Raw genomic sequence first — 14,795 nt, 5'->3', positions numbered from 1 at the left:
GTAATAGCTCATCGGTCATCCATCCACCGGCACTCTTAGGATCGTAGAGCCAAGCATCACCATTCCAGATGGGCTGAGGCGCCATCTGCTGGTCTGACCAACGTTTGGTATACATGGCCTCGGTGAAGAATGTCAAATTATCGGTTAGATCATAGGTCGCGGCAGCGGTTAAATTCAAACGCTCCATCGGCGTTGAAAGATAACTATCTTTTGCGTAGTTATACTTATCGTTATTATCACCTGAACTGACGAAATCATGGTACGAATCACCACGTCCACTCACATCCGGTACCGAACGGTCTCCCCATGTTGAGTCGACACTGTTGTTATAATAAGGAGAAGTAGGATCTGTAATGGCTCTCCAAGTTTGGAAATATTTATTATTTGCCTTACCCTTGTCATCTGTCCACTCAGTACCATCGCTATTAAGCCTAGTTATATACTGGCCATAATAACTCGCATCACCATTGGCAATAATGGCTTTCCCATCTTCATCAATACCTGATTTGACTAAATCAAAGTTTTTATCGCCCCAAATATGGCCCCCTTGAGAATAAGAACTACCACCACAATAGAGGGTCTTCTCGCCAGTAGCCCCAGTTTCTGACAGTGGGCAATTGGAGAAGTCACGATCGGCTTGTGATGCATCACCGCGCTTAGTGTACTGCAGGTTTAACACCATGTTACCTTTGTCATGGTTTGCACCTAGGGTAAAGTCAATACTCGTCTCTTCACCATCACCATGTTCAGACATACCAGTCTGAACATTCATTTCAAACCCTTCGAAATCACGTTTAGTGATGATGTTTACCACACCAGCAATGGCGTCTGTACCATAAATTGCCGATGCACCATCTTTTAGTACTTCGATGCGCTGGATCATCGACACTGGAATGGTGTTTAGATCGACTGAAGAAGCAGCACCGGTACCCGATGCGATCATGCGGCGACCGTTAACCAATACCAAGGTACGATCTGAACCTAAACCACGCAGGTTCACTCGAGAGTTACCCCGAGATCCATTGTTGATACCTGCGTTGGTCATGGCTCCACCTGACGAAGTCATGCTCTGCAGGATGCCATCGATAGAGGTAGCACCTGAGGCTAAGATAGCCGATGCGTCGATAATCGTGACTGGGCTAGCGGTTTCCATATCTGCACGCTTAATACGCGAACCTGTCACTGAAATTCGTTCTACTTTTGCTTCTTCTTCTGCTGCAAAAGCTGTTGGTGCTGTCATTGCTGCTGTTGCTGCAGCACCACTAATGAGTGCGAAACGCACTGAATTAGCTAATAAGCTATTTTTGTACATGTTGTTTCTCCCTGGACTCTTATTTTTTATATTTTTTAAATGCATCAAAAGAAACTTAAATAGTTACAATTGATACATTCGCAAACAAATAAGACCACAATGGAAACATTTAATCAACAAGCGAGCATCAATTTTTACAGATAATTCAGCGGTTGATTATTTTGCGTACAGTTACACTCGGAAAGCTGATTTGGCTGCTCAGATGAGAGGGAATTAGCTGACCAGGGATAAGAAAAGGGATGCTGCACACAAGGGGGACAGCGTTAAAACTCGATATAACCACTTTAAAAATAGAGCTTTACCATTACGACTCGCCACGAACGTCATTATTTTACTCTTCACTTACCTCGGTAATAAGTTAAATTAATAATGGTTTTACATCATGAAGCTTAGCTATATCGACTCGAGAGCCCTAGCAAAGTTCTCGTTTACGTAAACTTTAATGTACGCTTTGTCCGTTGTTTTGTTTTTAGATCAAAAAAATAGATCTAGGGACGGGTCGCAGCCATATATATTTCGGGAGGGATTAATTACACATAGGCATAGCCAATATTTTTCGCCCATAAAAAAACGCCCGTATAGGGCGTTTCAAACTAGCTAAATAACGGGCTTATTACATGTAGTATCTGATACCGATTGCTACGCCATCGTCTTCAGAAAGTGCCATAGCAGCTTCTTGTGCTCTATCTGTGCTGGTGAAGTCACTGAAATCTTTACGGCCTTCGATGTAAATTACCGTGTTTGAATCCATTATGTAGTGAACACCGGCTACCGCAAACTGACGCTTGAACACATCACCGTTATGAGCGGCTGCATAATCATCACCCGCTTCTAAGATGTTATAAGAAACGAACGTACGTATGTTGTTATCGAACCTGTAAGAGACCAGTGATTCTAAACCAACCGCTTCTTGGATCATGCGACCTAGGTTATCCGTATCATGAAACTCTTGCTTGTTCACGTTAAACGCAGCGTAAACACCTTCGCTATCCCAGTTGCCCCACATGGCGCCGAAACCATAGATAGAGTCAGTTTCACTTATTGACGCACCGCCAACATAGGTACCATCAAACTCACCGACGTTGAAACCTGCGGTCAATGTCAACTTATCATTGACATTGTAGGTGGCCGAACCACCGTAGGTGTTGTTATATTCGATTGTTGCTATGCTTGTTGAAGTTGTAGGCATAACCGTTGTAGCGCCAAATACAGAACCATGAGGAGAGACGACGTTATCCCCGATAAGATCGAAAGAGTCCTGCTTTAACTGAGCCTGCACAGCGAAGCTGAAATCACCGAAGGTATTACGATATTGAACCGTATTATCGCCGCGGCCTGTACCGTTGACAGCGCCATCAGCCTTGTTGTACGTGTAAGTACCAGAAGCATTACCATCCCATACGAAACCATAGTTAGTGTTATAAACCACGTCGTACCATGCGCCCCACTGCTTACCTATGGTCAATGAACCATACGCATCATGTGCAAGACCGACATAACCGAGACGATTAGTTAGGAACTCACTACTATCAGATTCTAAGTTGTTCTCATTGCTATAAACGATGTCGCTGGTGCCGAACGGATTAACGCCCCACTCCAGTTTAGCAAATGATTTCCAGCCATCTTCCATTTGACGAGTGAAGCCAAAGTTGATGCGAGATGCACCGTTAACGACTTCTGTTGCGCCTTGAGAGTTCATGATACGTGCATCAATGAAACCGCCGATCTCTACTGAATTTTTGTCATCTTTATAGACTTCGATTGCCGATACTGACGGGACAAATATGACGGCTGCTAATGCCGATGCTACTAAAGTTTTTTTCATGTGATGTCTAACCTTTATGTTTTCAGTCTGCTGGATTCTATTTTTTGTCATTCCATTGTTCTTCGTCTTCCTAGTTGCAGCTGAGGTTAGCAAGAGATGTGTAATTACTGAAAGACGAAAGTCACAAAAACCCCCTGTTTTTTCATCGATTTAACTAACAAAACCCTTTGGCAGCAGACAATAAACCATCTGTTAACATAAAAGCGGAACAATCTTAAGAAAACACCCACTAAATTAACGACATCTGTTTAGACGCTATGTCCGAAAAACGTTTATCGAGCATCCCCAGAACAGGTTCCGCAATGGGCGCGAGTTGCCTAGTTAAATAATAATGATAATCAATAGCAGACTGACGGTATTGGATAGGTTCGGCGCCATTGAGTGTCATAAGATACTCGACTCTTGTCCCCCTCTTGGAGAAACGCTCAGAGCCTGAACTTTCACACATCATCTTCGCCGCCTTAACATGGGGAGATGACTTAGCCGTATAATCGGCTATGTCTCTACGTAGACGTTTACTGAAAACGAGTTCTTCATCTAGCTTGCCTTGCATCAGGTCATTGACCACCTGTTGCAAGAAGTCCATCACATCTTGTTTAGTAAATAGCCGGTAATAGAGTGCTTCTTGTATGCGCCTGGCAAGCGGACTCCAGTCACTGCGCACTTGCTCCATGCCCTTAAATACGAGCTGCAATTCGCCTTTATCATTGGTCAGTGCCCCTACGTAGCGTTTCTTCGACCCTTGGGTAGAGCCCCTGAGGGTCGGCATAAAAAACTGCTCATAATGACATTCAAACTCCAACTCTAGATGACAGGCTAAATCCATCTCTTTAGCTAACTTAGCTTTCCATCTCGTGTTTATCGTTTCAACTAACCCCTTACCTATCTTGTCGACATCGATATCCGTCGGATCTTGCCCCAGCCAGACAAAGGTCGAATCGGTATCGCCATAGATGACCTGATAGCCCAGTTCCTCAATCCAGGCTCTCGTCTGTTTCATGATCTGATGCCCCCTTAGGGTAATAGAGCTGGCTAGCCTGGCATCATGAAATACACAGCCACGGGAGCCTAATACGCCATAGAGGGAGTTCATGATTATCTTAATGGCCTGTGACAATGGGGCATTCTTGTCGATTTTCGCTTGCTCCCTATGCTCAGAGAGGGTTTTAATCAGTTCGGGTAATATGGGCGAGTCCCGGCTAAATTGAGCGCCCAAGAAACCCTCGACATTATCGGCTTCAGGTTCAGACAATCCCTTGATTAGGCCTTTAGGATCGATAAGGTAGGTTCTGATGATAGAAGGATACAGGCTCTTAAAATCGAGTACTAAGATATGCTTATACAGCCCGGGGAGTGAATCCATCACATAACCACCCGGACTCTCTAGCCCTTGACTCGTCGCCATGGCCGGAGCAACGAAACCCGCCCTGTGCAGATGAGGAAGGTATAAGTTATTAAACGCGGCGACCGAGGCGCCGACTCTGCCAAGCTCCAGGCCGGTCAACCTAGAACGCTCTAAGGCAAATTCAAATAACTGGGTTTTCTTGAAAACATCCCATACCAAGCGGCTATCGGTTAAATTATAGTGGGCCAGCGCCGCTTTATCATGATGAAATAGCGCGGTGATCTCCTCGCCTCGATTGTCGACTCCCGGCTTACCGCTGGGCAATGCCTTGCCCTCTTCGAGTAAGGCACGTGAAACAGACTCTAGTGAGAAACTATCGAAGCGATAAAAGGCTGCCTTGAGCCAATCGATGCCGTCTAACACGACCCTGCCGGGCAAAAACAGCGTCTCCGGACGGTATTTATCCGCAACCTTCCAGCTGAGCTCGCTCCCACCCCTGCCGATCGCGAGCTTGATGCCATGCAATTTTGCTCTTCTATATACCAGTGCCAGATCGAATGTCACCACGGCCCAACCTATGATGATGTCGGGATCATAGTCATCAAACCAATCGATTAAGCTGAGGATCAGGCCTCTCTCATCTTCAACCCACTGGATATAGTTCCCTTGGTCGGCTGACAGTGCCGGTGTTTCACTGTTTTTCCCAACAGCTGAGCCCACCATGATCACCTTGTTATATTCCTCATCTCTGGTCTTACCGTAGAGGCCGACCGAGTAGAGTTCCCCCGACATACTGCATTCGAAATCGAGTGATATCGCCTTAAGCTGGATATCGACTGAGCTTTTTCTAGCCCGTGTGGCAGTAAACCTGGCCAGATTGCCTGCTGTCTTAGGCTCAAATTGACCGATAAACTCCACATCCAGCGCTATGTACCTTTCGATCAAATATCTGTGTTCCGGGCGAATATCGGTTTCAAATAAGGGAATACCGAGATCGACAGCGCCCCTGATCACCTGTCTCAATACCTGTGATGAACTCGCATAAATTGCCGTGACAGGATCGCAATTGAAGTTTTTAAGCGGCAGATCCACCATTCTTACTTTGGCAGACTCTGGTAATGCTTGCAGCCGGGGCAGATCAGATGTTGCACAGAAACACACATATTCAGCTTGAGGCACTTGCACCAATACTGGGCCAGCAGAAGTTTTAATATAATAATGCAGCCAAGCCGTGCCCGAATGCTGCACCGTGTGGCGAGAGAGTATCCGCCCCTTAACCGTTGCGGTTCCACTGGACTCTGAAGGGGGCTTTACTGGCATGATTTGTCTATCCAAAACAAGGACTCGATGAAAATGGCATCACATTTAACTCAAGAATAGAAAATTAGAGTAGTTAAGGCTATGCAATCACTGTTATTATGTACAGCTCTATTTCTCTTCCTTGTGTACCTATGCTATCGGCCGACGTAAAAACACAGATCCGCTCCATATATAGAGGTATCGCAAACTCCTTGCCTGGCTTTCGTCCCAGGCGTGAGCAAAACTATATCGTCGCCGAAATATCTAAGACCTTAGCCGGTGAATACGATAAACACAGGCGCATTATCGTGGTTGAAGCCGGGACCGGTATCGGTAAATCTTTAGCCTACATATTAGGCTCTATTCCATTGGCACTGGCCAGCAAGAAAAAGGTCTGTATCGCCACAGCGACCGTTGCCCTGCAGGAACAGTTGCTACACAAGGATCTGCCCTTCTTTTTACAGCAATCTGAGCTCAACTTTACCTTTGGGTTAGTCAAAGGTCGGCAACGCTATGTCTGTCTGTCTAAATTAGAGATGTTAATCGGAGCCGATAACGGCACTCAGATGGCGATGTGGCAGACCAAACCCGACAACAGCCAGATCAAGCTGCTGCAGACATTATTGAAGCAATACCATGAAGGAAAATGGAATGGCGAACGTGACACCTTAGTCAAACAGCTCCCAGACCACTTATGGCATCAGATAGCATGTGATAAACACAGCTGTCACAGACAAGTCGCCAGCCACAGGAATTGTCCTTTCCATAAGGCACGTGAAGATATCGATACCTGGGATGTGTTGATCGCTAACCACAGCCTCTTGTTTGCCGATCTGGAACTAGGGGGCGGCGTCATTCTGCCCGATCCAGAAGACGTGTATTACATCATAGATGAAGCCCACCATCTGCCTATGGTCGCCAGAGACTTCTCCAGCGCACAAACCACACTCAGGGGCGCAGTCGACTGGCTAGAAAAAATAGAGAAGACCTGTAGCAAGTTACAGAATCAAATAAAAAGTAATAACATCATAGGCCCGGCTCAGGCGATGCAGGACCATATTACCGATCTTACCAGTCAGCTCACCCAGATAGCCCATTTTTGTGATAGCCAAACACCCAGGTTCGACAATCCTGAGAATCGTTTACGCTTCGAGCATGGCAAGTTACCCCCAGCGCTGTTGATACAGGCTGAGAATTTAGCCACGGTATCGACTACGGCTCTCAAGCAGTTCAATAAGATGCTAGTCTTGCTCAGTGAAGCCATAAAAGATGGCGATATTCCCAAGCATCAAGCAGAACAGTTGCTCTCTGAAACTGGCTTCATGTTGCAGAAACTGGAAAACTTACAGAAGCTGTGGAAGATGATGGCCAAGGAAGATCACCCCAAAGGTGCCCCTATGGCACGTTGGATTGAAATATTAACCGGTAAACAGACCGATTACTTGTTCAGCGCCTCCCCCATAGAAGTCGGCTTCATGTTAGAGAAACTACTCTGGGACAAGGCCGCTGGAGTGGTGCTTTGCAGCGCAACATTACGCTCCTTAAATAATTTTAATCATTTCACCCATCAAGTTGGCCTATCTCTCAACGATGGCAGCCGCTTCCTCGCCATGGACTCGCCCTTCGATTTTGAACAGAATGCGACCCTGTTCCTGCCTAAGATGAACCATGAACCCACGGACGAAAAGTTCACCGAAGAGCTCGCTCAGCAGATCTTGGCCCTCATTGAGGGGGAGATGGCCACCTTAGTCTTATTCGCCTCTTATTGGCAGATGGAGAAGGTGGTTGATATGGTCGAGAGTAAGATCAAGACAGGCTTGCTGGTCCAAGGCACTCTTTCCAGACAGGAAATATTATCGGCCCATAAGAAACGTTGCGATAACGATGAACCTAGCATCATTTTCGGCACGGGGAGCTTCTCTGAAGGATTAGACCTACCGGGGGATTACCTGACGAACCTGATCATCACCAAGCTGCCTTTTGCGGTGCCCACCTCTCCCGTCGAGCAGGCTCATGCAGAATATATCAAGATAAAAGGTGGAAATCCCTTCATGCAGCTGACGATCCCCGATGCGTCACGCAAATTGATCCAGAGTTGTGGTAGATTACTACGTAACGAGCAAGACTATGGCCGCATCACGATTTTAGATCGACGTTTAGTCACTAAACGCTATGGAAAGTCACTGCTCGATGCACTGCCCCCTTTTCGACGCGTAATTGAGTAGGATTTTTATTTGGATTTACTGTTTGAACCCAGCACTTGGGCCATTCTAGCCGGGATCGGTTTACTCGCAGGTTTTATCGACGCCATCGCTGGAGGTGGAGGTTTACTCTCTATTCCGGCCCTGCTGACATTGGGTATAAATCCTCATACGGCACTGGGCACCAATAAGCTAGCCGCATGCTTTGGCTCATCTACGGCTGCGTATACCTATTATAAACAAAACCTATTCACGCCTCACGTGTGGTACTACACCTTTATTGCCACTTTTTTCGGCGCGGTAGCCGGCACCTTCTTCGTCTCTCTTATCGATAGCGGTTGGTTGGAAAAACTGCTTCCTCTGATGATCATCATTATTGCTATTTACACACTACTCAAACCCAATGCCATGGGCTGCAGTACCTTCACACCACTAAACAAACCAGCATCTAAGATGAAGCAGTGGCTGCAAGGCTTTCCACTCGGATTCTATGATGGCTTCGCCGGACCAGGTACAGGTGCATTCTGGACCATAACCAGTACCACCTACCATAAGCTGCCTCTGCTTCACAGTTGCGGCTTAGCCAGGGCGATGACATTCACCAGTAACCTCACCTCTTTAGTGATCTTTCTCACACTTGGGCAAGTGAATGCCATTATCGGTCTTTCAATGGGTCTATGTATGATGCTAGGTTCTTTTATCGGTGCAAGAACGGCAATAAAATTCGGCGTCCAGTTTATCAGACCCGCATTTATCACTCTGGTATTGTTGATTGCGGCAAAGTTAGCTTGGGATGCATGGGTGTAACGATGAATACAAATGAACTCCTGAGACAATTATCAATCCAATTGAAGCAGCTAGAGCAAGACGTGCTGCAACACGATGCGAATTTACCCAAGAGAGAGCAGAAACTGCTGCGGGATACCGACAGATTTAACGACCAACTCTTTATGCAATCAGGGGCTCAACTTATGCCCTGTATAGAACAGATAAACAAGAGTATTAAGCAGCTAGGTCAGCTGATAAAAGGTAACATCTCAAACCAGACTATAGCCTTGAGCTGTGAACGTATTCAAGACAGGTTTACCGCCGTCAGAAGAGCGCTAAATACCACCACATTAGGGGCTAACTCGGCATCGCAGCAAAGAGCTTTTCGAGTGGCCCAAGCGAAGAGGCGTAAAAATAAGTCCCATGATGAGAGCGGCTTCAATTGGATCGCCGCCGGCGTCATGCATAATAGCCACCAACTGTATGCAGAGCTCAACAAACATCTCAATTGGGTGAGTAAATTTGAACAGAAAATCCTGATTTTGCAATCACAACTGGATAACTGTCATAGTGACGACAAGATCCAGATGCAAAATGAGATCCTCTTGGTTCATCGACGACTCGGTAAGTGTCGACAAGCCATCAGCTATATAGAAGATCGTATTCAAGCGTTTGAGCGACCATTCTCTCAAACTTATAAGCCTTTTAATCGTTAAGGAGAAACAATGAAGTCACTCATGTCCATCACAGCAATCTTGGCTCTGCTGGGTTCATCTTCGGCCCTGGCAGCTAATTTGAATATCCCAATGTCATTTGAATACCTGGCCATCGACGGTAAGAAAGTCCAGAGCAACTTATTCAAACATAAGGCAGATCTGGAATTAGGCCAAGGGACCCACAAGATTGCGATCCGCTACCATGATATGGTTCAAGATGATTTCAGTGACAGTGAAAGCTTTATCAAGTCATCTCCCTTTATCGTGACCCTTGCAGTTGATGGTGACCATGAGTACACATTGAAGCCCGCCGATGGCAATAGCGTAAAACGACCTAAATCTTTCGCTAAATCTCCCCAGGTGGTGATCACCCGCAGTGACAAGGGAAGGGTCGACTACCAGGTCATTCAAACGGACTTCACCGAAGACTCATTCGTGACTAGCCTGTTTGGTGGCGGAAACAAGCAAGATATTGCGGCGGTAACCACAGCCGCGACTAGTGGAGCATTGATTGCATCCTCAGTTAAATCGCCCCCTACTGCTCCTGTCAGTATCCCGGCCCCCATTGATGCCATGCCTATGGTTCCGGCTTCTGCTAGTAAAGCCGATAAAGGCAAGCACGCCCAACAGATGTTGCAGTACTGGTGGCTGCATGCCGATGATAAGACCCGTAAAGAGTTTATGGGTTGGGCCATCCAGCAGTTATAAATAGCGCGTCATTCTCGCTTAAAGCCAAACGCCAGCATATCTAGCTGGCGTTTTTGTATCCAGATTGAGTCTAAATGAGCTTACCTATGAGGCGTAAATGCCGAATTAGCGCTAAAATCATCTTAGACAATATCGCACCTGCTTGTTGTCGCTAGTTAAACATGTTTGCAAACTGAACTATCTTTTCTTGTTCGTTATAACAGCAATAGACACTAACAGTCACGGAGCATCTGTATGCAATTAGAAATTCGAAACTATTACGAAGTCCTACTGATGGAACTCTTGTCCGATGAAGGATTACTCGATGAATTACCGCAAGATTATCTGGCAGATCTTTGTTGTGTCACCCTAAACCAGCTCCCGGTTCGCTATATACGACATCTGGTCGATACCTATTTCTTCGAGGATCACAGCGAGCTGTCTCAGATGAGATCTGAAATCCAAACCGCTTTGGAAAAATCGAGAGCATTTCTCAAGGCTAACTTACACAAAGAAAATCGCGGATGAAATAGTTCTAGACCACTGAAATCAAGTGATTGAAAGAGGAGGTGTACTTGGATTAGCGAAGACAATAAGGGGGATGGAGCAGACTGAATGTGGTTCCTAGTGTGTACAATCAAGCGTACCACTCGAGATATCTTAGCTAGGAAATTGATGAACTAGGAGATTGGAGGTTCCCCTAGAGCCACACCCCGGCACATGAGTCACTCGCTGCGGTTGCTCCCTTCCAGGCCTGGCCGAATTCACGAGTTATCATTGCGAGGGGACCCTAAGGTCACCATTGCTTTCTGTGAGTAAATCACCTCAGAGAACGGCGAGCATTATCTACTAAGCCCGCCGAGCAATCAAGCCCTAAACAGCAAGTATTGGCTTGTTGACTACTGACTGCTGCTTCTATAAACAAAAAGTCTATAAATCGGCACTATAAGCTTAGAAACTTACTATTTTTCTCAACAATCTTAGGCCCGATCCCCTTCACATTTGAAAGATCGCCTATCACCTTAAACTTGCCGTTAGTCTCTCTATATTCGACAATCGCTTTCGCTTTTGATTCACCTATTCCCTTAAGTAAAACCAATTGCGCTATTGAAGAGGTGTTGATGTTTACATTAAGCTGTTGAACTTGATGTGAGTTTTCTTTTTGATGAGCCATTTTCGATTGGCTCGAAACTTCACCGGCGTAGACGCTGAGTGAAAAAAATGCGGCAATAAGCGTCGCAGATACGAGTGTGTTTTTCATAGTAACTCCATGTTGAGTATTGTTCCTTCAATATGTAGCCGTTAATCCTTTGATCCATGGCCACTCATTAAATGTAGATCAAGCTCCCACTTCCTGCCATTTTTCTATCGAGCCGCGGCCTTGAACCATCAGGGAATAGATAAGCTCATAGCACAAAAGGTGCTAACCGCCTCTAAGGAAAAACTTAGCATTGCTTGCATGTTACTTTTTGGCATAACGGCTTTACTCTCTATGTGGATAAGCAATACTGCAACCGCAGCCATGATGCTGCCCCTGGCTCTGGGAATTCTACAGCAACTTGATTTCAAAGAGCATAAGAGCACTTATCTGTTTATGCTTCTTGGTATTGCCTACTCGGCCAATATAGGCGGTATAGGGACTCTAGTCGGCAGTCCACCTAATGCCATTGCCGCTCAGTGATTGGCTTGAATTTGGCTTGAGCACCGTCGCCTTTATGTTGCCAGTGGCGACGCCTCCCAACGCCATAGTTTACGGCTCAGGTTTTATCAAACAATCTGAGATGATGCGAGCCGGGGTGATCGTCAACTTTATCAGCATGTGTGTTTATACCTAGTGGCGCATATTTTCTGGGGTTTCTAGGTATACACCCAATACGAAAAGCCGCTTCATGGGTGACATGAGGCGGCTTTTTATATAGCAGGCATAATTAAATTGGACTAATCGCGATTGGTATAGCCTTATATCTTAGCTAAGCCTTGTTCCAGATCGATAATAATATCTTCCACTGATTCCAGCCCCACAGAGATGCGCAATAAATTCTCAGCGATACCCGCGGCTTCTCGCTCCTCTTCGTTATAGGTAGCATGGGTCATAGAAGCCGGATGTTGTATGAGTGATTCCGCATCACCTAAGCTCACCGCGATGGAAAATAGTTGCAGGCTATTGATAAATTCGATGGACTTGTCTAAGTCGGCATCGAGTTCGAAGGCAATCACTCCGCCGCCCCTGCGCATCTGCTTACCAAGCAGCTGCTGACCATAACTACCCTCGATTCCTGGGTAATACACCTTAAGTACTTTCGGGTGAGAGACCAGGTATTCCACCACTCTCTGAGCGTTATCACAATGACGTTCCATTCTGACATCTAAGGTTTTTAACCCCCGGAGAATCAACCAGGCATCGTGGGGAGACAAGACTCCTCCGAGGTCTTTGATGGTCTCAAACTTTATCTTGGTGATCTGTTCATCACTGCCACAGATGATTCCGGCGATGACATCGCCATGTCCATTGAGATACTTGGTCGCACTGTGAACCACAAGATCTACCCCGTGATCCAAGGGGCGCTGCAGTAAGGGAGTCATAAAAGTATTGTCTATGATGCTGACCAAACCATGCTTCTTGGCAATTAACACCAATGCATCTAGATCAAAAACATCGAGGTGAGGATTAACAGGAGTCTCACAAAAAAGCACTCTGGTCTTCTCGGTTATCGCTGCTGTAATGGCATCGAGATCCTTGAAATCGACCAGGGACACCTCAATACCAAACTTGCTCAACTGGCTCGTCATCAGTGAGAACGTACAGCCGTATACGGCCTTGGATGCGACCAGATGATCGCCTTGTGATAGGTTAGCCAGTAGCGCCGAAGACACCGCCGCCATGCCCGATGCCGTAGCGGCCGCCGCTGCCGCCCCTTCGAGCTCTGCCATCTTTCGCTCTAACTCCGCGGTGGTCGGATTGCCGAGCCGAGTATAGATATAGCCCGCTTCATCGCCTGCAAATCTGGCGCCCCCCTGCTGTGCACTATCGAATACAAAAGTCGCACTCTGGCACAAGGGGGTCACGAGCGCCCCTGAACTGTCTTTGATATGCCCAGCATGTATGACTTTCGTAGCCAGTTTCCACTTTCCTTGCATAGAATTTCTCCGAGGTTTACTCATGTGTGATACACCGTCGGTTAATATTTTCATATAAATAATCTTATATGAAAGAACCTATGGTTATAGATATCACCATGTACCCAGACACTAGTCGGAGTAAACAACTGATGAAAAAATAATCCAGCTCAAGATGTAAACTCTTTATTACATTTAGCCTTTTCTTTGACCTTAGCATTAAACACAGAAGAGGATAACTCCTTAAGATCTAACAATAACTCTTTATGTATTCCGGAGAGTCTGGGCCTGGAAGACTCTTTAAAGGAGAGAGGCCTACACAGAGACATAGCTTGATAACCTAAACGTGCCGTCAGTAGGCCGCCGCCGAGTCCTTGTCCAAGACGGGCAGACAACTTACCGGACATCTCAACTGAGAGTAATTGAGTGCCAAGATCGGTCGCTATTTCACTGGTGCCTGCATAGATGATGTTAGTGATAACCCCTCTTATCAACTTGATACGGCTCCAGTAACCCAATTCAATACCATAGCAGTGGGCAATCTTGACTATCATGCGTTGATTTCGCCAGAGAATAATGGCCATATCGAGCACCGCCAGCGGGCTGGCAGCTAACAAGAGGGCCGATTCTTGAGCGAAGCGGCGAACGATTTTCTTTGCCACCTTATCTCTATCACTCAATATGGTCTCATCGAATAGGATCAGTTTTTCAGCATCATTATGCCCATCTCGGCTAGCGTCATGATACTGAGTAAAATCAATTCCAGCTGGTAGATTAGTGATGATGTTACCGATAAATTTATCGGCTTCGCCCTGCTGCATACTTTGAGCGAGTCTATCGCCGATTTGTTGCGCCTCTTGCACCGACTTTAGCCTGAGTAAATGCCGCCATTCACCAAAGATGAGTTTCCCCGCCCATAAGGTGATCAGTAGGGTCACACTGGAGTACAAACCGAATAACCAAGGGCTCTCCAACCAGGCATTCCTCAGCCCCAGAGTCGTCTCTGTGATAGCCAGTCCAATGAGCCCTATGATGATAAGCTTGGCGAGCACAGAACGCTTAGGTTTGCTGGTGCGACTACTGCTATTTGCAAACAATCCCGAACGTTCAGATAAGCTAGAGGCGACCTCATTGTCTATGACCTCGTCGCTCAAGGCCTCCTCTTTATCATGAGGGGTCTGAATAAATTGAGCTTGCTGCTCGAATCGCTGAGCTTGACGAAAGTTGGGCGCTGCTTCATCCGCTCTGGATTCAAATACCTGTTTCTGTTTGATGCTATTGGCTATCTTACTTTTAGCGCCTCGCATATCTTGTTGCGAAGGAGCTGCGTCTCTATCTTTCATATGATTCTCTCAACACGGTCAACTATTTGAGCTTGTCACCGAGTAAAAATTGCAACAAGTGGTCTAGTCGTATATGTTCAAATTCGGCTTCATCTGCTTGAGGAGCATAATTAGGTGGCGCGAAGCTGGTAAACTCAAAGCCCTGAGACGCCCAAAAATCGGCCCCTGGCAATGATTTTGGC

At 46.3% G+C, this 14,795-nt stretch carries 13 protein-coding genes, 1 other RNA gene and 1 pseudogene; 7 read left to right on the top strand and 8 right to left on the bottom strand.

The window, feature by feature from the left end:
• The 3 genes from HRU42_RS18220 to HRU42_RS18210 form a co-directional block, all read right to left on the bottom strand.
• On the bottom strand, positions 1 to 1,312 hold a 1,312-nt coding region (locus HRU42_RS18220; RefSeq protein ID WP_295033160.1), incomplete at its 3' end, for a TonB-dependent siderophore receptor.
• A 613-nt stretch (positions 1,313 to 1,925) separates the two neighbouring features.
• On the bottom strand, positions 1,926 to 3,137 hold the full coding sequence (locus tag HRU42_RS18215; protein WP_295033158.1) for a porin: 1,212 nt from the start codon (positions 3,135 to 3,137) through the stop codon (positions 1,926 to 1,928).
• 229 nt (positions 3,138 to 3,366) lie between these two features.
• A complete protein-coding gene (locus HRU42_RS18210) occupies positions 3,367 to 5,802 on the bottom strand; it encodes a DNA polymerase II (protein ID WP_295033156.1) in 2,436 nt (811 codons plus the stop codon).
• A gap of 131 nt (positions 5,803 to 5,933) precedes the next feature.
• Here HRU42_RS18210 and dinG point away from each other — a divergent pair, with 131 nt between their 5' ends.
• The 5 genes from dinG (at position 5,934) to HRU42_RS18185 (ending at position 10,681) form a co-directional block, all read left to right on the top strand.
• Complete coding sequence (gene dinG, locus HRU42_RS18205) at positions 5,934 to 8,006, top strand: ATP-dependent DNA helicase DinG (RefSeq protein WP_295033164.1); 2,073 nt, start codon at positions 5,934 to 5,936, stop codon at positions 8,004 to 8,006.
• Positions 8,007 to 8,015: 9 nt separating this feature from the next.
• Positions 8,016 to 8,789 carry a TSUP family transporter gene (locus HRU42_RS18200; protein WP_295033154.1) on the top strand — a complete coding sequence of 258 codons (774 nt, stop codon included), beginning with the start codon at positions 8,016 to 8,018 and terminating at the stop codon, positions 8,787 to 8,789.
• A gap of 2 nt (positions 8,790 to 8,791) precedes the next feature.
• Positions 8,792 to 9,466: a primosomal replication protein gene (locus tag HRU42_RS18195; RefSeq protein WP_295033152.1), complete on the top strand. Its 675-nt coding sequence runs from the start codon at positions 8,792 to 8,794 to the stop codon at positions 9,464 to 9,466.
• 9 nt (positions 9,467 to 9,475) lie between these two features.
• Positions 9,476 to 10,174, top strand: a complete 699-nt coding sequence (locus HRU42_RS18190) for a DUF2057 domain-containing protein (protein ID WP_295033151.1) — start codon at positions 9,476 to 9,478, stop codon at positions 10,172 to 10,174.
• Positions 10,175 to 10,408: 234 nt separating this feature from the next.
• The gene (locus HRU42_RS18185) at positions 10,409 to 10,681 is read left to right on the top strand and encodes a late competence development ComFB family protein (RefSeq protein WP_295033150.1); all 273 of its coding nucleotides are present in this window, start codon (positions 10,409 to 10,411) and stop codon (positions 10,679 to 10,681) included.
• A 169-nt stretch (positions 10,682 to 10,850) separates the two neighbouring features.
• Here the strand turns inward: HRU42_RS18185 and ffs are convergent.
• Together ffs and HRU42_RS18175 are read right to left on the bottom strand one after the other, a co-directional pair.
• Positions 10,851 to 10,947, bottom strand: an RNA gene (gene ffs / locus HRU42_RS18180) — signal recognition particle sRNA small type.
• Between the two features lie 149 nt (positions 10,948 to 11,096).
• Positions 11,097 to 11,414, bottom strand: a complete 318-nt coding sequence (locus HRU42_RS18175; protein ID WP_295033149.1) for a helix-hairpin-helix domain-containing protein — start codon at positions 11,412 to 11,414, stop codon at positions 11,097 to 11,099.
• A 111-nt stretch (positions 11,415 to 11,525) separates the two neighbouring features.
• Here HRU42_RS18175 and HRU42_RS18170 point away from each other — a divergent pair.
• Together HRU42_RS18170 and HRU42_RS18165 are read left to right on the top strand one after the other, a co-directional pair.
• Positions 11,526 to 11,880, top strand: a pseudogene (locus HRU42_RS18170) (SLC13 family permease); the annotation flags it as partial.
• Positions 11,869 to 11,988 (top strand): anion permease, encoded by a 120-nt coding sequence (locus tag HRU42_RS18165; RefSeq protein WP_295033163.1) that lies wholly within the window; start codon positions 11,869 to 11,871, stop codon positions 11,986 to 11,988. The pseudogene HRU42_RS18170 and the gene HRU42_RS18165, both read left to right, overlap by 12 nt.
• Positions 11,989 to 12,112: 124 nt before the next feature.
• On the opposite strand, the gene HRU42_RS18160 is transcribed toward HRU42_RS18165, so the two are convergent.
• The 3 genes from HRU42_RS18160 to HRU42_RS18150 all read right to left on the bottom strand — a co-directional run.
• Entirely contained in the window at positions 12,113 to 13,291 is a 1,179-nt protein-coding gene (locus HRU42_RS18160; RefSeq protein ID WP_295033147.1) for an aminotransferase class I/II-fold pyridoxal phosphate-dependent enzyme, read from the bottom strand.
• A 149-nt stretch (positions 13,292 to 13,440) separates the two neighbouring features.
• Positions 13,441 to 14,613: a TIGR01620 family protein gene (locus HRU42_RS18155; protein WP_295033145.1), complete on the bottom strand. Its 1,173-nt coding sequence runs from the start codon at positions 14,611 to 14,613 to the stop codon at positions 13,441 to 13,443.
• Between the two features lie 22 nt (positions 14,614 to 14,635).
• Positions 14,636 to 14,795, bottom strand: a 160-nt coding sequence (locus HRU42_RS18150) for a YcjX family protein (RefSeq protein ID WP_295033161.1), incomplete at its 5' end; no start/stop codon positions are given.

Source organism: Shewanella sp. (assembly GCF_013214165.1).
Classification (GTDB): Bacteria; Pseudomonadota; Gammaproteobacteria; order Enterobacterales; family Shewanellaceae; genus Shewanella.
The sequence above is the reverse complement of the archived record's forward strand: the minus strand, read 5'-3'. Positions and strand labels throughout refer to the sequence as shown.

What these genes read in the sequence shown, in the direction of transcription:
- HRU42_RS18215 (WP_295033158.1), bottom strand. Translation starts at nt 3,137, where the DNA reads ATGAAAAAAACTTTAGTAGCATCGGCATTAGCAGCCGTCATATTTGTC.
- HRU42_RS18210 (WP_295033156.1), bottom strand. Translation starts at nt 5,802, where the DNA reads ATGCCAGTAAAGCCCCCTTCAGAGTCCAGTGGAACCGCAACGGTTAAG.
- dinG (WP_295033164.1), top strand. Translation starts at nt 5,934, where the DNA reads ATGCTATCGGCCGACGTAAAAACACAGATCCGCTCCATATATAGAGGT.
- HRU42_RS18195 (WP_295033152.1), top strand. Translation starts at nt 8,792, where the DNA reads ATGAATACAAATGAACTCCTGAGACAATTATCAATCCAATTGAAGCAG.
- HRU42_RS18190 (WP_295033151.1), top strand. Translation starts at nt 9,476, where the DNA reads ATGAAGTCACTCATGTCCATCACAGCAATCTTGGCTCTGCTGGGTTCA.
- HRU42_RS18185 (WP_295033150.1), top strand. Translation starts at nt 10,409, where the DNA reads ATGCAATTAGAAATTCGAAACTATTACGAAGTCCTACTGATGGAACTC.
- HRU42_RS18175 (WP_295033149.1), bottom strand. Translation starts at nt 11,414, where the DNA reads ATGAAAAACACACTCGTATCTGCGACGCTTATTGCCGCATTTTTTTCA.
- HRU42_RS18165 (WP_295033163.1), top strand. Translation starts at nt 11,869, where the DNA reads ATGTTGCCAGTGGCGACGCCTCCCAACGCCATAGTTTACGGCTCAGGT.
- HRU42_RS18160 (WP_295033147.1), bottom strand. Translation starts at nt 13,291, where the DNA reads ATGCAAGGAAAGTGGAAACTGGCTACGAAAGTCATACATGCTGGGCAT.
- HRU42_RS18155 (WP_295033145.1), bottom strand. Translation starts at nt 14,613, where the DNA reads ATGAAAGATAGAGACGCAGCTCCTTCGCAACAAGATATGCGAGGCGCT.